The organism is Enterococcus sp. DIV1298c, from assembly GCF_017316315.1.
GTDB lineage: Bacteria > Bacillota > Bacilli > Lactobacillales > Enterococcaceae > Enterococcus_B > Enterococcus_B mangumiae.
In genome coordinates this window covers 1-26,272 of the sequence record NZ_JAFLWG010000016.1, presented here as the reverse complement: position 1 = coordinate 26,272, position 26,272 = coordinate 1, and the positions used below count along the sequence as shown (strand labels likewise).

Annotated in this window: 24 protein-coding genes and 1 riboswitch; of the genes, 21 read left to right on the top strand and 3 right to left on the bottom strand. The window is 36.2% G+C overall.

The genetic code is table 11. The annotated features are described in order from the left end of the window. Window positions 1–117: 117 nt before the first annotated feature. From JZO83_RS04450 to JZO83_RS04410, 9 genes are all read left to right on the top strand, one after another. Window positions 118–975: a LicD family protein gene (locus tag JZO83_RS04450; RefSeq protein WP_206858188.1), complete on the top strand. Its 858-nt coding sequence runs from the start codon at window positions 118–120 to the stop codon at window positions 973–975. Window positions 976–1,017: 42 nt separating this feature from the next. Beyond that, on the top strand, window positions 1,018–3,711 hold the full coding sequence (locus JZO83_RS04445; protein WP_206858330.1) for a DUF5776 domain-containing protein: 2,694 nt from the start codon (window positions 1,018–1,020) through the stop codon (window positions 3,709–3,711). A gap of 251 nt (window positions 3,712–3,962) precedes the next feature. After that, window positions 3,963–4,664 carry an IspD/TarI family cytidylyltransferase gene (locus JZO83_RS04440; protein WP_206858190.1) on the top strand — a complete coding sequence of 234 codons (702 nt, stop codon included), beginning with the start codon at window positions 3,963–3,965 and terminating at the stop codon, window positions 4,662–4,664. Window positions 4,665–4,676: 12 nt separating this feature from the next. Continuing rightward, entirely contained in the window at window positions 4,677–5,732 is a 1,056-nt protein-coding gene (locus JZO83_RS04435) for an NAD-dependent epimerase/dehydratase family protein (RefSeq protein WP_206858193.1), read from the top strand. After that, on the top strand, window positions 5,732–6,712 hold the full coding sequence (locus JZO83_RS04430) for a glycosyltransferase family 2 protein (RefSeq protein ID WP_206858195.1): 981 nt from the start codon (window positions 5,732–5,734) through the stop codon (window positions 6,710–6,712). Before JZO83_RS04435 ends, JZO83_RS04430 begins: the two co-directional genes overlap by 1 nt. A gap of 39 nt (window positions 6,713–6,751) precedes the next feature. Beyond that, window positions 6,752–8,146 carry an O-antigen ligase family protein gene (locus JZO83_RS04425; protein WP_242542410.1) on the top strand — a complete coding sequence of 465 codons (1,395 nt, stop codon included), beginning with the start codon at window positions 6,752–6,754 and terminating at the stop codon, window positions 8,144–8,146. Window positions 8,147–8,165: 19 nt separating this feature from the next. Then, window positions 8,166–9,383 carry a CDP-glycerol glycerophosphotransferase family protein gene (locus JZO83_RS04420; protein ID WP_206858211.1) on the top strand — a complete coding sequence of 406 codons (1,218 nt, stop codon included), beginning with the start codon at window positions 8,166–8,168 and terminating at the stop codon, window positions 9,381–9,383. Window positions 9,384–9,585: 202 nt separating this feature from the next. Next, window positions 9,586–10,992 (top strand): oligosaccharide flippase family protein, encoded by a 1,407-nt coding sequence (locus tag JZO83_RS04415; RefSeq protein WP_206858217.1) that lies wholly within the window; start codon window positions 9,586–9,588, stop codon window positions 10,990–10,992. Window positions 10,993–11,020: 28 nt separating this feature from the next. Continuing rightward, the gene (locus JZO83_RS04410; protein WP_206858224.1) at window positions 11,021–11,980 is read left to right on the top strand and encodes an NAD-dependent epimerase/dehydratase family protein; all 960 of its coding nucleotides are present in this window, start codon (window positions 11,021–11,023) and stop codon (window positions 11,978–11,980) included. A 110-nt stretch (window positions 11,981–12,090) separates the two neighbouring features. Here JZO83_RS04410 and JZO83_RS04405 read toward each other — a convergent pair whose 3' ends face one another. Beyond that, window positions 12,091–13,245, bottom strand: a complete 1,155-nt coding sequence (locus tag JZO83_RS04405; protein ID WP_206858226.1) for a serine hydrolase domain-containing protein — start codon at window positions 13,243–13,245, stop codon at window positions 12,091–12,093. A 218-nt stretch (window positions 13,246–13,463) separates the two neighbouring features. On the opposite strand from JZO83_RS04405, the gene mltG reads away from it, so the two are divergent. The 9 genes from mltG to JZO83_RS04360 all read left to right on the top strand — a co-directional run bounded on the left by mltG (window position 13,464) and on the right by JZO83_RS04360 (window position 22,044). Then, window positions 13,464–14,639 carry an endolytic transglycosylase MltG gene (gene mltG, locus JZO83_RS04400; protein WP_206858235.1) on the top strand — a complete coding sequence of 392 codons (1,176 nt, stop codon included), beginning with the start codon at window positions 13,464–13,466 and terminating at the stop codon, window positions 14,637–14,639. Window positions 14,640–14,780: 141 nt separating this feature from the next. After that, window positions 14,781–15,260 (top strand): transcription elongation factor GreA, encoded by a 480-nt coding sequence (gene greA / locus JZO83_RS04395; protein ID WP_206858238.1) that lies wholly within the window; start codon window positions 14,781–14,783, stop codon window positions 15,258–15,260. A gap of 174 nt (window positions 15,261–15,434) precedes the next feature. Continuing rightward, window positions 15,435–16,166, top strand: coding sequence for a cell wall-active antibiotics response protein LiaF (liaF, locus tag JZO83_RS04390; protein ID WP_206858249.1), 732 nt, complete (start codon window positions 15,435–15,437; stop codon window positions 16,164–16,166). After that, a complete protein-coding gene (gene liaS, locus JZO83_RS04385; RefSeq protein ID WP_206858251.1) occupies window positions 16,163–17,236 on the top strand; it encodes a two-component system sensor histidine kinase LiaS in 1,074 nt (357 codons plus the stop codon). The genes liaF and liaS overlap by 4 nt, the downstream gene beginning before the upstream one ends. Beyond that, window positions 17,233–17,865 carry a response regulator transcription factor gene (locus JZO83_RS04380; protein WP_206858255.1) on the top strand — a complete coding sequence of 211 codons (633 nt, stop codon included), beginning with the start codon at window positions 17,233–17,235 and terminating at the stop codon, window positions 17,863–17,865. Before liaS ends, JZO83_RS04380 begins: the two co-directional genes overlap by 4 nt. 122 nt (window positions 17,866–17,987) lie before the next feature. Further along, a riboswitch (M-box (ykoK) riboswitch) is annotated at window positions 17,988–18,162 on the top strand. Between the two features lie 147 nt (window positions 18,163–18,309). Next, window positions 18,310–19,701, top strand: coding sequence for a magnesium transporter (gene mgtE / locus JZO83_RS04375; RefSeq protein WP_206858271.1), 1,392 nt, complete (start codon window positions 18,310–18,312; stop codon window positions 19,699–19,701). Between the two features lie 189 nt (window positions 19,702–19,890). After that, on the top strand, window positions 19,891–20,556 hold the full coding sequence (locus tag JZO83_RS04370; RefSeq protein WP_206858275.1) for a TrkA family potassium uptake protein: 666 nt from the start codon (window positions 19,891–19,893) through the stop codon (window positions 20,554–20,556). Window positions 20,557–20,571: 15 nt separating this feature from the next. After that, window positions 20,572–20,874, top strand: coding sequence for an iron-sulfur cluster biosynthesis protein (locus tag JZO83_RS04365; protein WP_206858298.1), 303 nt, complete (start codon window positions 20,572–20,574; stop codon window positions 20,872–20,874). Window positions 20,875–21,096: 222 nt separating this feature from the next. Then, entirely contained in the window at window positions 21,097–22,044 is a 948-nt protein-coding gene (locus JZO83_RS04360) for a phosphoglycerate dehydrogenase (RefSeq protein WP_206858301.1), read from the top strand. 37 nt (window positions 22,045–22,081) lie between these two features. Here the strand turns inward: JZO83_RS04360 and JZO83_RS04355 are convergent, their stop codons facing one another. Beyond that, on the bottom strand, window positions 22,082–22,891 hold the full coding sequence (locus JZO83_RS04355) for a DUF1189 domain-containing protein (RefSeq protein ID WP_207115090.1): 810 nt from the start codon (window positions 22,889–22,891) through the stop codon (window positions 22,082–22,084). Window positions 22,892–23,079: 188 nt separating this feature from the next. Here JZO83_RS04355 and JZO83_RS04350 point away from each other — a divergent pair, with 188 nt between their 5' ends. The 3 genes from JZO83_RS04350 to JZO83_RS04340 all read left to right on the top strand — a co-directional run bounded on the left by JZO83_RS04350 (window position 23,080) and on the right by JZO83_RS04340 (window position 24,563). Then, a complete protein-coding gene (locus JZO83_RS04350) occupies window positions 23,080–23,553 on the top strand; it encodes a GtrA family protein (protein ID WP_206858305.1) in 474 nt (157 codons plus the stop codon). 80 nt (window positions 23,554–23,633) lie between these two features. Next, the gene (locus JZO83_RS04345; protein ID WP_206858307.1) at window positions 23,634–24,236 is read left to right on the top strand and encodes a superoxide dismutase; all 603 of its coding nucleotides are present in this window, start codon (window positions 23,634–23,636) and stop codon (window positions 24,234–24,236) included. A 126-nt stretch (window positions 24,237–24,362) separates the two neighbouring features. Further along, a complete protein-coding gene (locus tag JZO83_RS04340) occupies window positions 24,363–24,563 on the top strand; it encodes a cold-shock protein (RefSeq protein WP_010735910.1) in 201 nt (66 codons plus the stop codon). Between the two features lie 134 nt (window positions 24,564–24,697). Here the strand turns inward: JZO83_RS04340 and JZO83_RS04335 are convergent, their stop codons facing one another. Continuing rightward, entirely contained in the window at window positions 24,698–26,152 is a 1,455-nt protein-coding gene (locus JZO83_RS04335; protein WP_206858320.1) for a helix-turn-helix domain-containing protein, read from the bottom strand. Between the last annotated feature and the right edge of the window lie 120 nt (window positions 26,153–26,272).

Here is a 26,272-nt window from a genome sequence, read left to right as displayed (position 1 = left end):
ACGCTCAAACGTTTGAGCGTGCTTTTTCGTAATGTTGTTTAACTAATTGACAACTTGTAAAAAACACGAGCTTATGCGAAAATATATAAGAAATTAAAAATAGATGAGGCTGTAATAATGTATAGTAATGATGTAGAACTAAAAAATGTGCAAAAAGTCGTACTTGAAATATCAAAATATTTTGTTGAATTTTGTAATGAGCATGGTCTTGTATGTTATTTTTGTGGCGGTGGATGTATTGGTTCGATTCGTCATCAAGGATTCATACCTTGGGACGACGATTTAGATTTTTTCATGCCGAGGCAAGACTATGAGAAATTGAAGATCCTATGGGAGAAATATGCAAATAAGGATCGTTATCCATTGTTGTTTGCTACTTTAGAATACAATGATCATAATTCATTTATGACTATTCGTGATATAGAAACAACATTTGTAAAAACGTATCAAGAAGATCTGGATATCCCACATGGTATCCCCATCGATATATTTCCATTAGATGGCGCTCCAGAAAGTGGGTATAAACGAAAAATCCAAAAAATATGGGCATTGATCTATGCTTTATTTTGCTCGCAAGTAGTACCAGAAAAACACGGCGGACTTTTAGCTACTGGAAGTAGAGTCCTTCTAAATATCTTTAGCTCCAAAAAAGCGCGGTACAAGATTTGGCGCTTTGCTGAGAAACAAATGAGTAAATATCCATTTGGCTCAACTCAATATGTGACCGAGTTGTGTGTAGGACCCAAATATATGGGGAATATCTATGAATTAGCTGATTTTAAATCTGCCATTTTTGTTCCTTTTGAAGATACCGAGATGCCAATTCCAGTCGGCTATGATCGCTACTTAAAACAAGTCTTTGGCGAGTATATGGAGCTACCTCCAAAAGAAGATCAACAACCGCATCATGAGGCGGTTGTTCTTGACACAAAAACATCATACAAAAAAAGACATAATAAAAACGAGGAGAAATAAATGGTAAAGAAAAATACAAGAATGTTGCCCAGAAGAATCAGCATTAAAAAAATCTTATCCGGAACACTTTTGTGCACGATGCTATTGAATGGTTTTGCTCCCGGTATGTCTGCGAATGAAATTCAGTTTTCAAAGGCTAAAACGGGTAAAGATATATCAGCTGTACAACAAAGTGATACTACTACGGAAGAGACAACAGGTAGTACTTCGAGTAGTTCAATTGAGGATTTAGAGGAAAGTACAACCACTTCAGAGACAGTATCAGAAAGTTCGGCAACGACAGATGAAACAAGTGATTCTGTAGAGGCTAGTTCTACTACTGCCGACAGTGAAACCAGTTCTTCAACAACTGAGAGCAGCTCGACAGATCAACCGACGACAGAATCAACTGATGATAGTACAGAGCAACAATCCACTGAAGATGTCGAAGTGGGGAAACAAGGAACAAACCATAAAAAAGGCACGTATGCCATGCAATCTGGTGGAATCTCTCTGCGTGCCGCATCAGTGATCGATAAAGTCTATGCGAACAATCCTAATCTTCCAGGCAAACATTTTATTGATGTGGCTAGTTGGAATGGGAATATCTCCGTAGCGGAATACCAAAAAATAAAAAGTTATGGTGTGACTTCAGTATCGGTGAAATTAACGGAAGGGACCTCTTATACGAATCCTTACGCTGCTAGTCAAATCAACAACGCAAAAGCTGCTGGATTAACAGTCTCTGCTTACCATTACAGCTTGTATACATCAACTCAAACTGCACAAGCCGAAGCAAATTATTTTGCTGACGCTGCCACTCGGCTGGGACTTAATAAAAATACGATCATGTTCAACGATGCAGAAGATCCTACATTGATCAACAATGGGAGAGATGCCCATAACAATTCGTTAGCATTTAACAGACAACTACAGGCAAAAGGTTTTTCAAATGCAGCTTTATATGTAGGAAAATACTGGATCACTAACGGCTATATCAACACTTCGGCGTTTGGGAAAGATCGTGTATGGGTCGCGCAATATCCTTATTCTCCAGATAAATCGATGCAATGGAACAATGACCATGGGGCATGGCAATGGTCCTCTAATATGCATTTCCCAGGACTTGCTAATTATGAAAACAGACCATTTGATATCTCCATGAGTTACAGTACGTTTTTCAGTGCGCCAAATCCTGGTCCTGATTTGAGCAAATACTACACGACTAATCCTGGTAGAGTCATTGTCAAACAAGATGATAACTTTTACAATGATGTGAATTTTACTGATCCAGGCCTTAGAGTCAAAAAAAATACGCTAGTGACTGTTAAGAGTATTCAGACAACTGCTAGTGGTATTCCTCGCTTATATACAGATAAAGGGTATTTGACGGCGAATAAATCATATGTTGTTGCGGCTCAAAGCAATATTGATTCTTATTTTACAACGAATCCTAAAAAAGTTCGTTTAAAAGCGGATGATTACTATTATGCAGATACAGAGTTCAAACAACGCTTGAATAAAGTGGCAAAAGGGACGGTCGTACAAGTAGAAGACTTAGCGTATACGCAAAGTGGCATTTTCCGTCTTAAAACCAAGAACGGCTATTTAACAGCTAATAAAAGTATAGTTGAGCAATTCTTAGAAGTGTCTGATTTGTATTATACAACGAATCCTGGACAAATCATCACTTTAAAAAATGATCAATATTATAAAGATGTTGCATTTACTTCAGCAGGTGAATCTGTTCCAGCCGGCACAGTTATAAAAGTTACAGGTATCGAAAAAACGAAGAGTGGTATCCCGCGACTTAAAACTAATAAAGGCTATTTTACTGCGAATAAAGACTACGTGATCGCTGCAGTATCAAACATCAATAATTACTACACGAAACGACCTACACAGGTTGTTTTAAAAGCGAATGACGCTTATTATCGTGATCCTGAGTTCTTGCATAAAGGGGCTTCAGTCAATAAAGGAACATTAGTCAATGTAACTGGTGTCGAATATCGTGAAAATGCTGTTCCACGCTTGATCACATCAAAAGGCTATCTAACGGCAAATAAAAATTATGTCCAAGAAGTACCAAGTAACATCAATAATTATTACTACAGTAATATCAATCAAGTAGTTATGAAGAAGAACGATAGCTACTATAAAGATGTTGCATTTAGCCAAAAAGGCGACCCTGTCTTAAAAGATGAAGTCATCCAAGTACAAGATGTCGTCTTTACTAGCAGTGGCATTCCACGTTTAAAAACAGCGAAAGGTTATGTGACAGCAAATAAATCTTACGTCACTACCTTAGTTTCTAATAGCGATAATTATTTCTTGGAAAATCCAAGAAAAATCATCATGTTAAGAGAAGATCGCTATTATTCTGATCTTGCTTTTAACAATCCTGGGGCGACTATTCCAAAAGGCAGAATCATCGATGTATCAGGCATCGAATTTACAGCGAATGGTGTTCCTCGATTAAGAACAGCAAACGGCTATATCACAGCAAATAAAACGTATGTGACAGCTGCTGCAAACAGTAACAATAATTACTTTGTAACGAACCCTGGTCGCGTACAACTTTTGACAGATGATTGTTACTATAAAGATCTGAACTTCACTCAAAAAGGAAGCGCCATAAAAAAAGGGACGATTTTAACGATCCAAGGCATCGAATATACTGCGTCAGGTATGCCAAGGTTGAAAACAGCTAATGGGTACGTGACAGCAAATCAAGCATATGTAAAAAAAGTAAACTAATAGGATAAGACCAGGAATATGAAAAAGATCATCTATTTTATGTTCCTGGTTCTTTATTATGGGTAAAAATCGATTGAAAAAAATTTGAGTTGATCGGACATTTTGTCTGGCGTACTATAGAAAACATTGAAACTTGTTGGTAGTTGTGAGAAAATGTAAAAGGTTGAATGCAGTTTAACACTGGATTATTATTAGAATATTAAATATGACAAATACTTCATGTACTTGTAAAAGGAAGGAATTTAAATCGAATGATTACAGCTGTTATTATCGCCGGTGGAGTGGGCAAAAGAATGGGACAAGATATCCCAAAACAATTTATCAATATTGAAGGAAAACCGATTATTATCTATACCTTGGAATCATTCCAACACCATCCACAAATTGATCGAATATTAGTGGTTTGTAAATCAGGTTGGGAAGAAACAATGTGGGCGTACATCAAAGAATTCAATATCAGCAAAGTTCAGTGGGTGATCACTGGTGGTTCTAAAGGGCAAGAATCGATCAATAATGGCGTACAATTCTTGAAAGATTATTCTGAAGATGACGATACGATCATCATTCATGACGGTATCCGCCCATTAGTAGATGAACTTGTTTTATCTGATGTCATCGTAAAATGTAAAGAGTTTGGAAATGGTGTAACTTCACTTCCATATAACGAACAAATTTTTATCAAAAAAACAGAAGAAACAACAGAACAATATGTGGACCGCAATACGTTACGACGTGTGTCAACACCGCAAGCCTACCAGTACGGTAAATTGCTAGCTGCATACGATCGAGCAGTAAAAGAAGATATTGGTATGACTGATTCTTCTTATACAAATACCATGATGGTAGATCTAGGAGAAACACTTTATTTTGCTGCTGGTTCAGATAAAAACATCAAGTTGACAACCAGAGAAGATTTAGATTTGTTCAAAGCATATTTAAAGATGAAAGACTAGGTGGTGTGATAGATGGCTTTAAATACAAATCCGCTATATATAAAAGATTTGCAAAAAGTGATCGACCACGTCGAGGCGATCAAAGACTTAAATGGGAAATCACTTTTGATGATTGGCGCCTCTGGAATGGTAGGATCGTTTCTAGTCGATACGATCATGTTAGCAAATGAACGGTTAGGCATTGAGATCAAAGTATATGCGATGGGACGAAATCGCAAAAAACTAGAAGAACGATTTGAAAAGTACCAATCAAGTGATAACTTTGAGATCGTAGAAGGAGATGTTACTGAGCCTTTAGATCCTTCTATCAAAGCCGACTATATCATCCATGGAGCTAGTAACACACATCCAAGGGCTTATGCAACCGATCCAATCGGAACGATCATGACGAATTTGGCTGGTACGGAACAAGTCTTAAAACATGCAGTAGCTACGAATGCTACAAGAACGCTATTTTTATCGACCGTAGAAATATATGGTGAAAATAGAGGCGATGTAGATAAATTTAAGGAAGACTACTGTGGTTATATCGATTGTAATACGCTAAGAGCTGGTTATCCTGAAGGTAAGAGAGTCAGTGAATCATTATGCCAAGCGTATATCGCAAAACATGACTTAGATATTGTCATCCCAAGACTATGTCGTACATTTGGACCTACGATGCTGTTATCTGATTCTAAAGCTTCTTCACAATTTATTTTGAATGCAGCTCGAGAAGAAGATATTGTTTTAAAAAGCGAAGGCAAACAGTATTTTTCTTACATTTATGTAGGGGATGCAGTATCTGCTATTCTTCATTTGATGATCCACGGGAAAAGCGGAGAAGCGTATAATGTGTCAGAAGAGGCTTTTGACCTACAATTAAGAGATCTTGCTGGAAAACTGGCAGAAATAAACAATAAAAAAGTTATCTTTGAACTACCTGATGAAACTGAAAGCAAAGGTTTCTCAAAAGCAAGTACAGCAATATTAGACAATCAAAAATTAAAAGCAAATGGTTGGGATTCAGTATTTACACTTGAAGAATCGCTAGCGCACACAGTACAGTTAGTTAAGGATGAAGTTTGATGTGTGAAATCAGTATAATCGTTCCTGTATATAAAGTAGAGAAATATCTGAAAAAATGTGTCGATTCTATTATTGCTCAAACATTTACTGATATTGAAATCATTTTAGTCGATGATGGTTCTCCAGATGATAGTGGGAAAATATGTGATGAATATGCAGCTCAAGATAAACGAATAAAGGTCATCCATAAAAAAAATGGCGGGTTAAGCAGCGCACGTAATGCAGGTATTGAGATTGCCAAAGGGAAATATTTAGGCTTTATTGATAGTGATGATTATATTGCTGAAGATATGTTTGAAATATTATATAATCAGTTATTAGATTATGATGCTGATATAGCTACCATAGGTATGATCGATGTGTATGAGAACAAAGAAACAAAGGTCAATCATTTAAAATTAGTTGAAGTTCTAGATCAAAAAGATGCGATACAAGCTGTTCTAGACAGTACCGATGTGTATGCATATGCGGTCAATAAACTTTATAAAAAAGAACTTTTTGATACCGTTCGTTATCCTGTTGGCAAAATCGTAGAAGATGCCTTCATTATCATTGATCTATTACTTCAATGTAATAAGGTAGTCACGAATACTGAGCAAAAATATTATTATTATCGAAGAAATGATAGTATTACTGGATTATCTTTTTCAACTAAAAATTTTGACGTCATTGAAGCATGGGAAAAAAATGGTGAGTTAGTGAAGAAAGCTTATCCAGAACTATCAGATTCCATCCATCGCAGGATTTGTTGGGCGTATTTTGATGTTTTAGATAAGATAGCAATCAGTGAGAAGAGTGAATCGAAAGAAGTCAGAAAACCTATAGTGAAGTTTCTAAAGTCAAATTTCACCTTTGTAATGAAAAATCCAATATTCACAAAAAGTCGAAAACTATCGATGCTTGCATTAATGATAAGTAATTTATGTTATGATACATTAGCTAAGATAAAGTATAATTATGTAACAAAGAAAAATGGTTGATGGCTGAAAAATGAATGTGACAGGAGAAGAATGAGTTTTATGGAAACAAAAAGAGATGATTATCTTCAAAAAGGTAAAAATATTTTTATAGTAGGATTATTGGTCATGCTCATCAGTAGAGCAGTAGGTGCGTACAGTTTACTCCCTTCTACAATTGATAGTGTATTGTTTTCTATATTAGCGATATTTGGTTCAATTGTATTACTAGCGGATTTTATTACGAGAGTATTGAAAAAAAATCGTTGGACGTATGATATATTACTACTTTTATTTATCGTGATCATGTGTATTTCGAGTTTGATAAATATGAAGTATGGTTTATTTGGTAATATCAAGTTTATTGTATGGCAAGCGTTGTATTTCTTTGTTGTATATGATAATGGCATCAGTCGTGATAGAAATAAGACCGATCAATTATTATCGATCGTCAGTGGGACTTTGATCGTGATTTGGACAAGCTTAGTGATCGTTTCATTAGGGATGTTCTTGACTCAGTATAACTATTCAGTTCAATTAACCAGAGTCAATCCACTGAGAATAGGTATGTTGGAAGGCAGATTGTTTGGTGTATTCTCTGATCCAAACTATGGTTCAGTTATGTGTGTCGTAACGATTTTTCTTAGCTTGTATTATATCTTTAGTAAGAAATATTCAAACAAATGGTTACTGACTGGTATCTATTTTTCAATCTTCTTAAATATCAGTTATATCATTTTATCAGGCTCTAGAAATGGTTTGATCACGCTATTAGCGACGACCTTTGTTTTTGTTTTCTTTTCGATGTATCAATATCAATTAAATAAAAAAATGAATCTTCTTTTAAATATTTTTCTTTCGATTTTAAGTGGTGTAGCTGTTATGGCTCTTGTTTTTGGCGCAGCTCAGTTGATCAAAATCGGTTGGTCATATTTCCCGCAATTTTTTGAGAAAAAACAAACTGGAACTGCACCAGGTAGAGTCAACTTGACGAGACCAGACGTGGCCGAAAGCACAGATGTATCTAATTTACGTTTCACCATTTGGAAAAGTGCGGTAGAGATTTTCCAATCAAGTTGGTTATTTGGTACTTCTCCTAAAAATATGATTGCTTACGCACAAGATGTTTTGCCAAATACGTATATTGCGCAACGTAATTTTTCTGTACACAATGCATATTTGAACACGTTAGCATCAACTGGGATACTAGGCGGTCTAACATTCGTCGCTTTTATTGTGAGTAAAGCAGTTCGTGTGATCGGCTTCTTATTCAAGCCAATCACTAATTTGTTGAATACACGAATGATTTATTGTATTTGTGGTGTATTCGCATTAGCATTTTCTGGATTCTTCCATAATGAAATGATTCTTGTTAATATTTCTGGCGCGTTCTTATTCTGGTTTTTACTTGGTGAAGTTATCGGCAAGCTAAAAGAAAGCGATGGAATGAATCAATAAGAATGTGAGGAAAAGTTATATGATAGCGTCGCTAAAAAATAAAATCACTCGAATGATTTTTGTAGTTAAAAGTCTCTTCTTACGAGTAGGAAGATATGCTATTTTTTATTGTTGTTATCCGTTTTTAGTCATGCGACCTTTAAATAGAAATAAAATTGTTGTTTCTAGTTATTTTGGAAAAGGTTATGGAGATAATCCTAAGTATATTTGTGAATATTTATTATCTCAGAAAGATGATTTAGATATTGTTTGGTTATGTAAGCCAGAAGTTCTTCAACAGCAGGCGGAACTCTTTCCAGATACGATAAGGTTAGTGAAAAACAAATCGGTTCGAGCATTGATTGAAATGTTTACTGCTAAGATCTGGATCGATAATTGCCGTAAAAGCTTTTATCCACCTAAAAGAAAAGGACAATTCTATCTTCAGACTTGGCATGCAGGGTTTGGATTAAAACGAATCGAGAATAATGCGGCCGACAAATTAAAACCTAGATACGTGAAATTGGCAAAAAAAGATTCTCAAATGTGCGATCTATTGGTTTTTGAAAGCTCTGATCTATTTAAAGATATCGGCAAAATGTTCTGGTATGATGGAGAGATCTTTAGAGAGGGCGTACCTAGAAATGATGTGATCGTCAATAACGACCCAACGATCATCCGTAAAGTCTATGATTATTACCAGATTCCAGCAGATAAAAAAATTGTTTTATATGCACCGACATTTAGAGCAGGGGAACTGATAAAAGTCAGTCCAGATTTTTTAGAGCAGGTAAGAAAAGCTTTCACAGATAAATTTGGTGTCGAATATATGATGCTTATCCGTCTTCATCCCAATGATACGGAGAATAAAAAGCAAATTTTAGGAGAATTAGACAACTCCAATTTGATTGATGCTTCAGATTATAATGATATGCAAGAATTATTGTGTGCCACAGATATATTGATCACGGATTATTCTTCCACTATCGGTGAAGCTTTAGTATCGGATAAAAAGTGTTTTATCTATGCCTATGACTATGACCAATATTTAGAAAATAGAGGTCTGGTGATGGACTTAGCAGACTTGCCATTTCCGTTGATCAGAAGTCAAGAAACATTCATTAGAAGTATTGAGGATTTTGATTTGGAAGAGTACCTATCTAAAATGCAAGAATTTAAAAAGGACTTAAATATTTCCGAATCAGGTCATGCAAGTAAAACACTAGGAGATCGTTTGTTGCTTGAGATGTCTAAATAGTTATAGATAAGATAGAGTTTGAGATTGTTACAACCGTCACCTAAGTCACCTATGGACCTCTAAAAACGAAATAAAAAGAGGTTCAAAGGGGCTTTTTTAAACTTGATCCACGGGTGTGTCAAAATGATTTCTTCGGAAATATACTGAACAGTCATAGCATAAACTCAAACTCAAATTTATTCTGAAAGGTCGTATAAGAAGTATGAGTAAATACAAAAAATTAGTCGGAAATTCTTTTATATTTGCAGTAGGTAATTTAGGAAGTAAACTGATATCATTCGTATTGGTCCCGCTTTATACATATTATCTAACTACACAAGAATACGGGAAAGTTGACTTAGTAACAACGACAGTCAGCTTGATGATCCCAATTGTATCAGGAGGAATTTCTGTCGCAGTTTTAAGATTTGCATTGGATAAAGATGTAGATAAAAAATCAGTCGTAACGAATGCGACGATCATTGCGATAATCGGTATCATTATTACAGCTTTATGTTATCCATTAATGGCAATGACTGGTGCTTTTGATCAGATACTTCTAGCTTTTATGTTTTTGCTAGCGTTTCAAGTATTTACACAAATCATTGCACAGTTTGCCAGAGGAAATGGCCAAGTACGTATTTTCGCTTTTAATGGGATGATCAAGACATTAGCAATCGGATTATTGAACATCTACTTCCTTGTAGTGCTAAAAATGGGATTGAATGGGTATTTGATATCATTGATACTTGCAGAAATAATCTCATTCATCTATTTAGCAGTGACTACTCCATATTTCAAAGATTTTTCCGTTAAGCTTATTAATAAATCATTTATGAAAGAAATGCTGATTTTCTCGATTCCGACTATTCCTAACGACGTGTTATGGTGGTTTGTAAATAGTGCGAGTCGATACTTTATTTTGTATTTTCTAGGAGTCAGTGCGAATGGTATCTATGCTGTCGCTAATAAAATACCTTCAGTTATCTCTATGATGCAATCTGTCTTTTCACAAGCATGGCAAATTTCCCTTGTGGATGAACGAGACTCAGAGTCTCGTGGAGAATTTCATGCAAACATATTTAAGTATTACTCATTTTTACTGTTTTTCACCGCTTCATCAATCATGGTGATTTTAAAGTGGATTTTAGGTAATTTAGTCCAAAGTTCATTTTTCATCAGTTGGCAAGTTACGCCATTCCTATTGATTTCTGCTATTTACTCTGGGTTTATTGGTTTTTACGGACAGTTTTATATTGCAGAAAAGAAAACAAAGGGATTAATGAATACTTCGTTGATCTCCGGGTTACTGAGTGTCATTCTTAATTTCCTATTTATTTCATCTTTTGGCTTGATAGGTGTCGGATTTGCTTCAATGATCAGCTTATTTGTTGGTTGGATGATTCGAATTTATGATACAAGCAAATTCATCACTGTAAAAATAAATGTATGGAATATCGTGGTCAATCATGTAGTTTTAGCTGCTCAAGTGGCATTGATCTTTTTATTTGATGGTTTGTTGTTGATTGGATTAGAATTGATTTGCTTAATTGCTTTATTATTTGTTAATATGGACATCGTAAAAGGTCTTTTAAAGACGGCTAAACGCATTGTGCATTCAAGAAAATAAACTATCAGAAATAGAGGAGTGAGTTCAAGTGAATTCTATTTTAGTAACAGGAGGAGCCGGCTTCATCGGTTCTACACTAGCCAATCATTTGAGTGAAAATAATAAAGTGGTTGTCATTGACGATCTATCTATGGGAAATAAAGAAAATCTTGATTTCACTAAAAACATTGCCTTTGTTGAAGGCGACGTAGCTGATGAAAAAACAATGGAAGAACTATTAAGCACGCAACAATTTGATTATATCTTCCATTTAGCAGCTGTAGCCAGTGTCGCGGATTCTGTTGAACGTCCATTGGAAACGCATCGAGTGAATTTTGATAGCGTCTTGATGTTGTTGGAATTGATCCGTAAATATCAACCAAATTTAAAACGGATCGTCTTTAGTTCCTCCGCAGCTGTCTATGGAGATGAGCCAACACTACCGAAAAAAGAAGAATCAGTCATTCGTCCGTTGACACCTTATGCCATCGATAAGTTTGCTGCAGAACAATATGTATTAGATTATTGTCATCTGTATAATGTGCCAGGAACTGCGGTACGTTTCTTCAATGTATATGGACCAAATCAAAATCCAAATTCACCATATAGTGGTGTGATCTCGATTTTAGTTGACCGCTACAAAAAGCAACTGGCTGGTGAAAAAGCGTCATTTACTTTATTCGGAGATGGCAGTCAATCAAGAGATTTTGTCTACGTAGAAGATGTCGTGCAAGCTTTGTTACTTGTTTCAAAAGAAGAAAAAGCATTAGGACAACAATTCAATGTTGGAACTGGGAAGAGTACAACGCTACTAGAATTGATCCAGACGATCGATCAAATTCTTGAAGTAGAATTATTGTTAGACTATCAAGAGGAACGAGCAGGAGATATCCACGATTCTTTAGCCGATATCACGAAATTATCAGGACTGGGTTATCATCCTGAACACGGTATACTGGATGGCATGAGAAAATATTTAGCTACAGAGATCAACTCAATTGAAGCATAAAACGTAACAGTTTAACGAATGAAATGAATAGAACCTTGTATCAAGAAACGCTGATTGATATAAGGTTCTATTCGTTCTTATTTCACTATGATTGATGATACTTAAATAGGCTATTCATTATTTCCCATCAATTTACAAATTTGATCTCTTAGATCGGTGGCGGTTGTTTTATATTTTTTATCTGCTTGGATATTACTTTCCATCACGACCGCGTCAGACGTATCTTTTTTCATTGCTAATACAGCATGGAAACGATTGATGTTTCCTTGCGCAAATATCGTATCCTTTGCACTATAGACTCCGCCATTATAGGGACGCCCACTCGAGTTCTCTCCCCAAAGAGAAAAGAGCAAGTCTTTCGGGATCAATTTCCCTTTTAATACTTTTGTAAAAAATTCATTTAAATCATAGACAGACATACTGATATTCCCAGTGCCTAATTCATTGCGAATATCTGTCTCTGATTCAGTCAAAGCTTGATGATAATCATCGTCTGGACTCATTTGATAAGAGACCGCATGTTCTGAAGTGTTTTTGACTTGATCATAAAAAGAGGTTTGTTTTAGCTGTAAAGGAGTAATCAGTTCATCATAGATCAGCTTTTCATATGGTTGATGAGTCAGTTTTATCAAAATACCTGTTAATAAAGTGAAATTCAAAGGTTCATATTTATACGTTTGGTCATTGGTATATTCGAGATGATTCAAAGCGAATTGAATCACCTCTTGGTCATTCATCGGTACGGTCGGCGAAGCGGTTCTTTTTAATCCTGACCGCATGTATAGTAAATCTTTGATCGTGATTTTTTTACTACCATTGATTTGAGGATAAAATTCAGCTAACTTCGTATCTAAAGAAAGCTTTCCACTATTCACTTGTTTTAAAATCAGCAGAGCAGTCATCGCTTTTTGGATCGAACCGATTTGATAGTACAAAGAGGGAGTATTAGGTTGCTGTGCTTCTTCGTTAGCGTATCCATAGCCCTTTTCCAGAATCACTCGATCGTTTTTACGAATGTAGACAGATCCAACGTATTTATTTTTTTGTAATAATTGATCGATCTGATCAGCAAGCGCTTGTTCGTTATCAGTCAAATCAAGTGAATCATTCGTCACTTGAATCGTAGCTGATACTTTCGCTTGGATTTTTTCATAGACAGTCCACGAAATGATTCCAATAGTGATGACTAAAACAAATAGGCATATTTTTTGGGGAAAGGAAAATAAAGTAGTTCTTTTTCTTTCCACGTGTTTTCTTTTTTTCAAATGTATCAATCCTCTCTTTTGTAAGAGCTTATTGATGAAAATAAGCAGATTACTGTTATTTTGTGAATAAAAATCGTTTTATTTTTTTATTTTAAGTCGAATCGAGTTGATTTACTACTTACAATTTTGACATAAGAATTGTTAAAAATAATTCACCTCTGCCTAAATTTCATGTATAATGAATAAAGTTATGAAGTTGATAGTAAGGAGGAGTTGTTTTGTCAGAAAACAAACAACATCCAGATGAGAAGAAACGAAGACAAAAGGATGCAACTGATTCGACAGATGTAGTCAGTAAACGAAAAGACCTGCGTAAAAAAGAAGATAAAATCGTAGGAAAGATAATTTTAGTGATTGCGCTTACGTTGCTAATTATTGGATGTGTATTTGGTTTTACGGTATATCGCTATATCGATAGTGGATTAAAACCTTTAGATTCAAACAATGATCAATTGGTTTCGATCGAAATACCTAGCGGCTCTTCAAATAAGCAAATTGGAGAGATTTTAGAACAAGACCAGATCATCAAAAGCGGTATCGTATTTAATTATTATACAAAATTTAAGAATATGACTGGCTTCCAGGCTGGCTTTTATCAACTGGCGCCGAACATGACATTAGATGAAATAGGGAAACAGCTCCAAGAAGGTGGCACATCCGAACCAACGGAAGTAGCAGATGGGAAGATCACGATACCTGAAGGGATCGATGCAGAACAGATTGCAGAACGTGTTGCTAAGGTCACTGGTAAAGATAAACAAGAGTTTTTGGATCTGTTAAAAAACGAATCATTTTTCAATGAGTTGACTCAAAAATTCCCAGAACTATTAGAAAGTGCAGCGAAAGCAGAAAATGCTAAATATCGCTTAGAAGGATATTTATTCCCTGCGACCTATGATTACTATAAAGATATGTCACTCAAAGACTTGATCATCCAAATGGTCAATAAAACAAATACAGTGTTGCAGCCTTATTTCTCAACCATCAAACAGCAAAACCATACTGTTCAAGAAGTGTTGACACTTGCTTCATTGGTCGAAAAAGAAGGGGTATCTGAATCAGATCGTAAAAATATCGCAAGAGTATTCTATAACCGGATCGATATCGGGATGCCATTACAATCAGATATTTCTATTCTATATGCGTTGGGCGAACACAAAGAATTTGTGACGTATGAAGATACAGCTGTTGATTCGCCTTATAATCTTTATACGAATACGGGCTATGGACCAGGGCCATTCAACAGTCCGAGTGAAGCAGCTATCCAAGCAGTGATCGAACCAGCAGAAAACGACTATTATTATTTTGTTGCAGATATCACTACAGGTGAGGTTTATTTTGCAAAGACCTATGAAGAGCATATGGAGTTAGTACACAAATACGTAAATAGCTAAAAAAGAACGCTAAATAGATCTTTATTTATTTTTTAGAAAAACATTTACATTTTAGAAAAAGCATGGTAATCTTTTTTGGACTGTAGTCCGTAAAAGATTACCTTTTGCGGTATTCCATAGAATAAAGGAGAAGAGTTATACATGGCAGAAAAAGTATATCCTATGACGCTTGAAGGAAAAGCGAAATTAGAACAAGAATTAGAAGAATTAAAAACAGTTAAACGGGGAGAGATCATTGAACGAATCAAAATCGCCCGTGGCTTTGGTGATTTATCTGAGAACTCAGAATATGAGGCAGCAAAAGATGAGCAAGCCTTTGTAGAAGGACGCATCACAACAATCGAGAATATGATCCGTTTTGCACAGATCATTGATAACGATGGCGTCGATTCAGACGAAGTGTCTATTGGTAAAACAGTGACCTTCATCGAATTGCCAGATGGCGAAGAAGAAGAATACACGATCGTAGGAAGTGCCGAAGCAGATCCATTCTCAGGAAAGATCTCAAACGACTCACCAATTGCACAAGCTTTGATCGGTAAATATAAAAATGATGAAGTAACGATTTCAACACCTGGTGGCGATATGCAAGTAAAAATCGTCAAGGTCGCGCAAGCATAAGTAAATTTTCAGGCACAGATCCATGCGTCTGTCTAAACAAAAAGGTCTGGGATCATGACTCAAAGTCCCAGGCCTTTTTTGTTATAAGAAGGATATTACATCTAAAGTCCTATAGCATATCGAAACAAAAATAGGTATGATAAAAAAGAGAATGAAATAGAAAGGAAAATAGCGATGAATAGCTCTTGGCGCTTTTTTATAGTAGTAGAAGCATTACTTTTGATCTTTGCAGTTTGGCAGATCGTAAATAATGTTGAGTTATTACTATTAGTTTTATTTGGTATTTTTAATATCTATCTTGCATTGCGAAAATCACCGAGATCTGGTTTTCAAAATTTTCAATTTGTACTAGGTGGATTAGTTATTTTCTTCAGTTTGATCAACAGTCCAGCGCTATGGGTAATGGCAGTCTTTGCTGTCTTGTTCATTGGTCTTAAAGGTGTGGAGATTTCAGGCATCGATCTAACGAAAAATGCTTTTTGGCGAAAAAAGCAAATCGTGATGGTCCAAACAGAGCAATTAAAATCTCACAATAATGAACGAAAAAAACAACAATTATTTGGTAACCAACGGATCGGCAATGATGTGTATGAATGGGATGATATCAATATCTCTCTTATTTCAGGTGATACGATCATCGATTTAGGAAATACCTTATTACCTAAAGATGATAACATCGTTATTGTTAGAAAAGGCATTGGCAGAACGCGTATTTTGGTTCCTCTAGGGATTGCGATCAGTTTAGAACACGCAACGTTAGTAGGAAACGTCCAATTTGAAGAAGAACAATTCTCATTGAAGAATGAGTCGATCAAAATCTATAGCAACGATTACGATGAAAATCCACGTCGTTTGAAGATCATTACGAACACACTACTTGGGGATATTGAGGTGATTCGAGCATGATAGAGAAACTCTCTCGACCGATGTTAGCTATTTATGCTTCGATTGCCTCATTTATCGTCATTTTATTTTCGTTTTTTACTTATTTTTATGCAAGCAATCAAACTCATTTTTGGCGTACTTTGTTAAGTGCTAGAATTTTATACGTCCCATTGATATTTCACTTATTAGCGATTTCTTCAGGTGTCGGTTTGATTGTTTTTTTGATCGTTTCTATTTTACAAAAAGCACGGTATGGTAAAATCGAAGAACAATTGCGAGCACTCTCTTCTGGTAATTATGAGGCAAAAGTGTTAAACGATTCATTGCCGAGCGCATCGGACGATATATATGTCAAAGAAATTGAAAAAGAAATCACTAAGATCAAAGAAAAAATGATCGAGGTTTCAAGTGAGCTCCAAATATTGACGAGTCGTCCTCAGTATGTGGATGGACAAACGAAAGAAGAAATCTTAGAATTAGAAAGACATCGTTTAGCTCGTGAATTACATGATTCGGTTTCCCAGCAATTATTTGCAGCCATGATGATGATGTCTGCGTTGACAGAACAGGCTGAAAAAAGTGATACGCCAGAAATGTTTCGTAAACAATTAAGGATGGTAGCGGATATCATCAATGCTTCACAGTCAGAGATGCGTGCGTTGCTTCTTCACTTGCGTCCAGTCAATCTTGAAGAAAAGAGTTTGAAGCAAGGAATCGAACAACTATTGAAAGAATTACAAAACAAGATCCAGATTGCATTGAAATGGGATGTTGAAGATATTTCGTTATCTGTTTCCATCGAAGATCATCTTTTCCGGATCGTGCAAGAACTACTTTCCAATACATTACGACATGCGAAAGCAAATGAGCTAGAAGTCTATCTGCATAAGATCGATAACAATCTTTTATTGCGAGTGATCGATGACGGTACGGGCTTTAACATGAATGAAACAAAAACCGGTAGCTATGGTCTAAATAATATTCGAGAACGTGTAGCGGGTATTGGTGGAACAGTAAAAATCATTAGTTTTAAAGGACAAGGGACAAGCGTAGAAATCAAAGTTCCTTTGATGAAGGAGGCGGAAAAATGATAAAGGTATTGCTAGTCGATGATCATGAGATGGTACGCTTAGGCGTTTCTTCCTATTTGTCGATCCAAGGAGATATCGAAGTGATCGGGGAAGCTGAAGATGGACGACAAGGCTATGAAAAAGCGATGGCACTTCGCCCAGATGTGATCTTGATGGATTTAGTGATGGAAGAAATGGATGGGATCGAATCGACCAAAGCGATTTTAAAAGATTGGCCAGAAGCAAAAATCATCATCGTTACAAGTTTTATCGATGATGAAAAAGTATATCCAGCCATTGAAGCTGGTGCCACAGGTTATTTACTCAAAACATCCACAGCGCATGAGATCGCTGATGCGATTCGCGCGACCCAAAGAGGGGAACGTGTACTTGAACCTGAAGTAACTACTAAAATGATGGAAAAAATGAGTCGACGCAATGAGCCGATCTTGCATGATGATTTAACCAATCGTGAAAATGAGATTCTTATGTTGATCTCTGAAGGAAAAAGCAATCAGGAAATTGCCGATGAATTGTTTATTACTTTAAAAACGGTCAAGACACATGTATCTAATATCTTGGCCAAGTTAGAAGTAGAAGATCGCACGCAAGCGGCAATTTATGCGTTCAAACACGGATTAGTAAAGTAAAAGTATAGATGAAATCAGCGGAACTTTACTTTCTGGGAAATTGATTAGCTATATTTGAGATTATTTTATCAAATGCTAATCCTCTTATTGACAAAAACCAATTTTACCTGTAGGGTTTAATTATAAAAACTTGTTAGGTGAGGCTCCTAAAAGAACACAGGCTACTGCCCTTAAACGTCGAGAGACGCCACAGGGTATAACAGGCAACGTCGGCTTAAGGCGTGCTTAACGTAGCTATCTGGATGATATTCCAGAATTACGTCTTTTAGTGCTAAAGCTCAGACGAGAAGTTCGTTCAGGTAAACACTAGAACCACAATGATGGGATCTTATGAGACGGCTTCTTTTGGAGGCCGTCTTTTTATGTATTCTATGTTTTCCCAGACGAATCCATCTATCCAACAAGTTTATATCGAAAAAACGATGTAACAAAGGAGAATGCGATATGAGAACATTGAATGATACAGCCAACCAGGAAACACAATTGACGATTCTTAATTATCTTGAGCAGAAAAAACTGGAAGAGTTGAAAGAGTATTTAGCAACGATCGAGAAAGTAGAATTGATCCAATTATTTGTGACATTACCTTCAAATAAACAAGTAATTGTCTTTCGGTTATTGTCAAAAGAAAAAGCGCTCGAAATCTTCGAAACATTTGAGCCAGCTGTCCAACAACATTTACTTCGTTCTTTTACAGATGAGGGCGTCATCGATTTTGTCAATGAGATGGCTCCGGATGATCGGGTAAGATTGTTTTACGAATTACCAGCAAGTGTAACTAAAAAATTATTGGCAGAGCTTTCTGAGGAAGAGCGCACAACAACGAATCTATTGATGGGCTATGAACAGGAGACAGCCGGACGGATCATGACGACTGAGTTCATCTCGATCAAAAAAGAAATGACCGTAGAAGAAGCACTGCATAAAATCAGAAGATTAGCGAAAGAAATGGAAACAATCTATATTTTGTATGTGACAGATATGGCGAAAAAAATTGAAGGTGTTCTTTCACTAAAAGATCTAGTCATTGCAGAAGGGGATCAGCTTATTGAAGAAATCATGATCAAGCATGTTGCTTATGTAACTACAGATACAGACCAAGAAGAAACTGCCCATTTACTGCAAGAGTTGGATCTGATTGCTATTCCGGTCGTCGATAAAGAGAAACGGCTAGTCGGTATCGTGACAGTAGATGACGCCATCGATGTCTTAGAACAAGAAACAACGGAGGATATCTTCAATGCAGCGGGTTTAGCAGATGTCGCCTCTGTAGAAGCCGACCGTAGTACCGTGCTGATCAATGGTAGCTTATGGCAAATCTGGAAAGTTCGTTTGCCTTTCTTAGCCATCACATTGGTTGCAGGGATGCTAGCAGGTCTAGTCATCGATGAGTTTGAGCAAACGTTAGAGTCAGTTGCAGCTGTTGCTATTTTTATTCCTTTGATCATGGATATGGGAGGAAATGTTGGGACTCAGTCCTCAACGGTTTTTGTTCGTGGATTATCTTTAGGTCACATCGATCTCAATACATTTGTTAAGCACTTTTTAAAAGAAACAGGCATTGGTTTAAGTTTAGGGGTCGTCGTAGGAATCGTCTCTGGAATCGTTGCTTCCGTATGGCAAGGGATTCCATTATTAGGTGTAGCTGTGGGCATCTCACTGGTCTTTGCAATGACCTTAGCTGCTGCACTTGGCTTCTTGATCCCATTCATTTTGCTGAAATTGAATATTGATCAAGCAGCTGGTTCTGCACCGATCATCACATCGATCAAAGACATTGCTGGATTGTTCATTTATTTTGTTTCAGTCAATGTATTCTTAGGATACTTGTTGTAAAAAATCAACTGGTGATTGTCCGTACTTTTTAGAGCATAAAGAAATTAGACCCTTTGATTCATAAATAGTCATCTTCTCAACTAGGAATAAATTGAAATCATTCTTTTCTGATCGAGGCAAAGCTGGAGTACTTTTGTTTTTAGAGTGGCTTTGCTATACTTGAAGCGTAATGGAAAAAGGAGGGAAAAAGTGAAACAGAATTTTGCAATCGTAGGGCTTGGTCGTTTTGGCGGCAGTATCTGTCGTACACTTGTCGAAGCTGGTCAAGAAGTATTAGCCATCGACAGCAGTGAAGACCGAGTGAATGAATATATGAATATCGCAACACACGCAGTTGTTGCGAATGCACAGGATGAAATGACCTTACGTTCTTTAGGGATCAGAAATTTTGATCATGTGATCATTGCAATTGGCGAAGATATCCAAGCAAGTATTTTAGTGACTTTGATGGTCAAAGAAATGGGTGTGCCGAATATCTTAGCCAAAGCACAAAATGAGTACCATGCCCGAGTGCTTGAAAAAATCGGGGCAGATCGAGTCGTTCATCCAGAAAGAGATATGGGAATACGGATCGCCCACAATCTCGTTTCCAAAAATATCTTGGATTATCTAGAGTTATCAGATCGCTTTTCTCTTGCGGAGATTCGCGTATCAAATCCGAAGTTTTTCAACAAAACGTTAGCCGAATTAAATTTCAGACAGCGTTTTGATTTGACTGTAGTTGCGATCCGTCGCTTCGACGGTTCCGTTGTTGTTTCACCAGCCGCAGATGAATATGTGCGAGAAAATGACAACTTACTAGTTATCGGAGAAACAGAAGATGTAGATATACTCGATGATAAAATGAATCAATAAAAAGGGGATCATCACATGCAATTAACAGTAACGGACAAAGCAAAAAAATGGTTTCAAAGTGAAGTAGATCTACCTGAAAATTACGGCATCCGTTTTTTTGGGAAAGTATACGGAAAAACAGATGTGCATGAGGGATTTTCAATCGGTATGTCTGTTGAGTCACCGGAACGTCCAATCAAAAAAGAAACGATCGATGGTCTATTATTCTTTATTGATGAAGCCGATGATTGGTTTTTCAAAGGATATGATCTGATTGTTGATTATGATCCGCAATTAGATGAACCAACGTATCATTTCCAAGAAACAACAGATATCTAAGGTGTGAAGAAACGTTCAGTCTTAAAAAAGATAAGTCTAACTAATCAAAAGGCATTTTTCAAATGCTTTCGGAGTAGTTAGGCTTTTTTTGCAATCAACATAGGCTCAAGTCCGTATCGTCCAATTTGATTATAGGAAAAAGTCGTTCAAGCGACGAAGTGCATCCTGCTTCATTCTTTTGTCGGTTTAAGCTAGACTGATAACTAGAGAGGATGGGGTGTGATGACAAAAAAAATTATTTATTCAGTACGTCCGTTTCGGGAAGAATTTATCGAAAAAATGAAAGAAATAGCACCGGACTATTCATTTCAAACAGAAGTAGCATCCGACGAACTTTCTGAGATAGAGGTTAGTATCGGTTGGAATCGAGAGTACCAAGAAGAAGTATTCGCTTCTGATCACTTAAAATGGGTCCAATCGATTTCTGCTGGGGTAGATAATCTTCCGTTGAATGAATTCGCGGATAAAGAGATCTTACTTTCTAATGCTAGCGGTATCCATGTAGAATCGATCAGTGAGCATGTGATGGGCATTATTTTAGGTTATTCTCGTGGTTTGTTCCAGGCCCAAAGAGCGCAGCTCAAAAAAGAATGGCTAGGTTCAGCGATCCATTACCAAGCATTAGAAGACCAGAAACTACTGATTATCGGCACTGGTCATATTGGGAAAAAATTAGCACAACATGCAAGTGTCTTTGGTTTGGAATGTATCGGAATCAATACTTCTGGACACCCAGTGGAGGGCTTCAAAGAGACATACCCACTTGATCGCTTAAAAGAAATCTTGCCGAAAGCAACGATCGTGGTGAATATTTTGCCTTTGACAGATCAAACAAAAGGTTTATTTGATGCAAAAGTATTTGAAGCGTTTGACGAAGAGGCGGTGTTCATCAATGTAGGTCGTGGTCCTTCTGTAAAAACGGCTGATTTGATCACAGCGTTAGAGCATGGAGAATTAGCTTTTGCAGCTTTAGATGTATTTGAGGAAGAACCACTTGCTGAAGACAGCCCACTATGGGAAAGAGAAGATGTCTTGATCACCTCTCACATTGCAGGTCAGACACCGCATTTCCAAACAAAGTTCATGGATATTTTTCTGAAAAACCTACAATCTTATATTGAGAACAAAGAGTTGGAAGTAAATGAAATCGACTTGAATGAAGGGTACTAAAAAAATCGCTGGAAGAGCTTCTCTTCCAGCGATTTTTTTATTGTTTTGGTAATTGCATTTTTGGCCAACCTTTGACTGCTTGAGCAAAAATGAATATGCCGGCAAATGCAATAAAGGCTGTTGTATCAAAAGCCGGTAAAAAGATCATTAGTACTGTTGCGATAACCGTTGGTAATGAAATCGCGTAGATCATCGTTTTTAGACAATCAAGAAAGGTTACTTTAGCTAAACGCAATCTTGCATAAACATACGCTGCAAAGTTTGCCATAAGTAGAGTGATGATCAAATTTAAAAAGCTAGGATAGATGGAGATCAAAAACACTAGTGATTTGATCCAAAAAGGGATCGTTGCTTCACTTAATGTACTACGTAAACTGTCTCCGGTCAGATTTTTTAATGCGCTATTCGTATATTCGAGTTCAAATTGATTATTGTTCAGTAATGCTGAGGTCGTGCCAGAATTTGGTAAAGCTAACACTAATTTATCTTTTAAAAGGCCGACACTTAGGAAATTCCCTATCAAATCAGAAGAGATATCTTCGGGAGTGCGTTTTCCTTCTGGGTCAAAGGTAAAGATGATCGAATCTGTTTGATAAATGAACCCTTCATTTGTTGTGGAATCGATTTGTCCATCATGGATCGTAAAATCTGGTATTTCAGACGCAATTTTTTGCCCATCTGATTTGATCGTGTCTAGTACTTGAAAAATTTGGTATGAAATAGGTAATGCCATCAGTATACTTAGGCATAAGAGGTAAACTAATGATTTACCAAATGATACATTTTTAGCATTTTTAAGCTCTGTGAATCGAGCAAAAGAGCTAACGATTAATTGTTTTGTTGTCATAATTACTCCTTCTCTAGAATTGTCATCACTAGCAATTCTAGCGGAGTATGCTATGAATTACAAGAGTTCTAAAACAATCTCTCACGATAGATAAGGTTAAATTTCTATCATTCATTGTTTCCCAAAGATGAAAATTATCAGCAGATAGAGTATGATAGGAAAGAATGATATGTAAGGTAGGTAGGAAAATGAAGGTTTATGTTCAGTTTAAAAGCTATTTAGAAAGTAAAGGATATTGGGAAGTTTTTATCTATCTATTTTTTGGTGGATTAGCGACAGTTGTCAACTTTGTCAGTTACGCAATCGTGCAGCAACTCTTCCATTTATCTATGCCAGTATCAAATACGATCTCATGGATCTGTTCAGTATTATTTGCTTTTGTCACAAACAAGATTTGGGTATTCCAATCAAAATCACCGAGTTATACGCATTTTTTTATTGAGTTTGCAAAGTTTGTTTTTTATCGCATCGTTTCATATGGCCTTGATATGGGTGCGATGATCTTGATGATCAAAGGATTGGATATGAATGACTATGTGGCTAAGATCATTACGCAAGTATTAGTCGTATTGGCAAATTATATCTTTAGCAAATTATTTATTTTTAACAAGACAGAAATTATCGAAGAGCCAATAGAAACTAACAAAAAGTTAGAAGACTAGGCATAACAATTGAAGAATTCCCCTCACTTTGTTACTCTTTTAATGTAAAGATATCTAACAAATTTGAGGAGGAATTTTTTATGACTTACACATTACCAGATCTACCTTATGCATTTGATGCATTGGAACCATATATCGATGAAGAAACGATGCATTTGCATCATGACAAACATCACAATACTTATGTGACAAACTTAAATGCAGCGATTGAAAAATATCCTGAACTAGGTGAAAAAACTGTGGAAGAACTGGTTTCTGACATGGATGCGATCCCTTCAGATATCAAAACTGCGGTACGTAATAATGGTGGTGGACATGCAAACCATTCATTCTTCTGGAAAATCATGGCACCAAATGCTGGCGGCGAGCCAACAGGAGCAATCAAAGATGCAATCGACGAAGCATTCGGAGATTTTGCTACATTTAAAGAAGAATTCAAGAAAGCAGCAGCAGGACGTTTCGGTTCTGGTTGGGCTTGGTTAGTACTTGAAGATGGCAAACTTGCAATCACTTCTACTGCGAATCAAGATTCTCCTTTAATGGAAGGTAAAAAACCTGTCTTAGGTTTAGATGTATGGGAACATGCTTACTACTTGAAATACAAAAATGTACGCCCAGACTACATTGAAGCTTTCTGGAATGTTGTAAATTGGGATGAAGTAAACAAACATTTTGCAGGATAAAACAGCCTCTTTCCTTTATGATCGAATTTAGAAAATTAACGGGGCAATGCTTGCGAGCGTTTTCTAAATTCGGTATAATGTTTTTGCAAGGTTACTTGCAAGAACTTTTTTGGAGGCTATATATCTATGGAACACGGAACAGTAAAATGGTTCAACAATGAAAAAGGATTTGGGTTTATTACAGTAGACGGCGGAGACGATGTATTCGTACATTTCTCAGCAATCCAAGGCGATGGCTTCAAGAGCTTAGAAGAAGGCCAAGAAGTAGAATTCTCTATCGTTGAAGGTGCGCGCGGTCCTCAAGCTGCTGAAGTATCTAAATTATAAGAATTTGTTGAAGAAAAGGCTATATGTACTATAGTCATTTCAGAAGATAGAACGATGTTCTATCTTCTTTTTTTGTACTCTTTTTCCCGGGATGAGAAAAAGTAGTTCGATTGCTACAGGAAACATGAAATAGGTCATTTTTGGTAAAACATGCTTTTGATTTGTTCAATCAGTTTATGATCGACTTGGATCGTCGATGTATTAGTCAAAGTAATTGAAGGTATATCTTCTTCGAGTATCGTCAATTGAACTGTTTCATCATTTGTCCGGATAATCAAATCAGGTTGTAGCAAAAGATCATTTATGAATAAAACTTTCAAATAAAGTTTCAATTGTTCTTGTAAGGCATTCATATACATAAGCTCAATACTTAGAGGTAAGTCTGTTTCCAAAAGTATTTTTATTTCTTTATCAAAAAACGTAGGTGGAATCACAATAAATAATGCTTCGAACAGATTCCAAAGCTGTACCCATTGAAGGGAGGGTTTCTCACTCTTTAACTCTGACAACATCTGAGAAACTTTATCGTAAAATAGCGGATAGTTTTGCTGAACAGAAGTTGTTACTTCTTTTTTCTTACTAGACTTAGGGTGAAAGAAATAATCATTGATCCCATTGGCAATCAAAGTGGCATTTAGCAAGCTTCTTTTTTGATTGATTTTATGAGGACTTAACCCTATAGCTGATAGAATTTTATAAAAATGATCTTGATATTCTTTGATAGGGGTTTCATGTTTCGAATGTATTTTTATAGCAAGTAAAAGGATTTCATTCCTAAGATAAAATGAAGGACGCGTTTGAGCCCATAAAAATAGGAATTTTAATTCCTCTTCTGGAAGATCTAGAACGGAATATAAGTATTTGAGATCTTTTATTTCATCATTGAATTTTTTCCATAACTCCTCTGAAAAAGCAGGAAGCCGGTCCTTATCGATCGTATTTCCTTGAGAATAGCGGCATAAATTAATTGCTAAAATAAAACACCATTCGATCAGTTTGATTTTGTTCAATTTTTGTTTTACAAGCTTAAAACAATTCTCCATAACATAAAACACATCGTCAAAGTTAATCGTTGAAAAAGGCCAGTCGATTCCTTGGTATACTTCCCACAAAAGCGTGTAGATCATATACCGAGTGGCGTCCTCGGTTCCTGAAATAAAGATTTCCCCTCTTTTTGTTTTGAGTTGGAGATCATATTTTTTGATTAGTAAATTGATCTCGCCGATTTGTTTTCTTAGAAACGATTCACTTAGTTGATATCTTGCAGAATACTCACTTAAATTGATCGAAGAGTTGAGACAAACGGCTTTAATGATTTGAAAAATCGATGAGCTTTCAATGATCGCTACTTTCAGACGGCGATAATCTTTCTCGTTGCCAATGAACTGATAGTTGTTCTTTTGTTTCTGAATACATTTATTTTCTGAGAGTTCGCTAATGCGAATACAGTAATTGTTGACGGAACGTTTGTCAGATTTTGCAAAAAGTGCGAGTTCTTCTATAGAGCAGCTAGTTTCCGACTGGTACATTCTACATAAAATTTTTAGTTGGGTTTTAATATTTTTTTCCAATAATCTATAAATTTTCAAATTATTTCCCACCTCATATGTTAATAGAATAGGTAATCAATCAATCAAAAAATATTGCTATTTGTTTGGTTGAAATACAAAAATAATTAATAATTTATTATTTTATATATCGTTTATGGT

Coding starts and splice junctions, on each gene's coding strand:
- JZO83_RS04345 (WP_206858307.1), top strand. CDS start 23,634: ATGACTTACACATTACCAGATCTACCTTATGCATTTGATGCATTGGAA.
- liaS (WP_206858251.1), top strand. CDS start 16,163: ATGATAGAGAAACTCTCTCGACCGATGTTAGCTATTTATGCTTCGATT.
- JZO83_RS04440 (WP_206858190.1), top strand. CDS start 3,963: ATGATTACAGCTGTTATTATCGCCGGTGGAGTGGGCAAAAGAATGGGA.
- JZO83_RS04430 (WP_206858195.1), top strand. CDS start 5,732: ATGTGTGAAATCAGTATAATCGTTCCTGTATATAAAGTAGAGAAATAT.
- JZO83_RS04355 (WP_207115090.1), bottom strand. CDS start 22,891: ATGACAACAAAACAATTAATCGTTAGCTCTTTTGCTCGATTCACAGAG.
- JZO83_RS04350 (WP_206858305.1), top strand. CDS start 23,080: ATGAAGGTTTATGTTCAGTTTAAAAGCTATTTAGAAAGTAAAGGATAT.
- greA (WP_206858238.1), top strand. CDS start 14,781: ATGGCAGAAAAAGTATATCCTATGACGCTTGAAGGAAAAGCGAAATTA.
- JZO83_RS04425 (WP_242542410.1), top strand. CDS start 6,752: ATGGAAACAAAAAGAGATGATTATCTTCAAAAAGGTAAAAATATTTTT.
- JZO83_RS04365 (WP_206858298.1), top strand. CDS start 20,572: ATGCAATTAACAGTAACGGACAAAGCAAAAAAATGGTTTCAAAGTGAA.
- JZO83_RS04340 (WP_010735910.1), top strand. CDS start 24,363: ATGGAACACGGAACAGTAAAATGGTTCAACAATGAAAAAGGATTTGGG.
- liaF (WP_206858249.1), top strand. CDS start 15,435: ATGAATAGCTCTTGGCGCTTTTTTATAGTAGTAGAAGCATTACTTTTG.
- JZO83_RS04415 (WP_206858217.1), top strand. CDS start 9,586: ATGAGTAAATACAAAAAATTAGTCGGAAATTCTTTTATATTTGCAGTA.
- JZO83_RS04435 (WP_206858193.1), top strand. CDS start 4,677: ATGGCTTTAAATACAAATCCGCTATATATAAAAGATTTGCAAAAAGTG.
- JZO83_RS04380 (WP_206858255.1), top strand. CDS start 17,233: ATGATAAAGGTATTGCTAGTCGATGATCATGAGATGGTACGCTTAGGC.
- JZO83_RS04360 (WP_206858301.1), top strand. CDS start 21,097: ATGACAAAAAAAATTATTTATTCAGTACGTCCGTTTCGGGAAGAATTT.
- mgtE (WP_206858271.1), top strand. CDS start 18,310: ATGAGAACATTGAATGATACAGCCAACCAGGAAACACAATTGACGATT.
- JZO83_RS04450 (WP_206858188.1), top strand. CDS start 118: ATGTATAGTAATGATGTAGAACTAAAAAATGTGCAAAAAGTCGTACTT.
- JZO83_RS04420 (WP_206858211.1), top strand. CDS start 8,166: ATGATAGCGTCGCTAAAAAATAAAATCACTCGAATGATTTTTGTAGTT.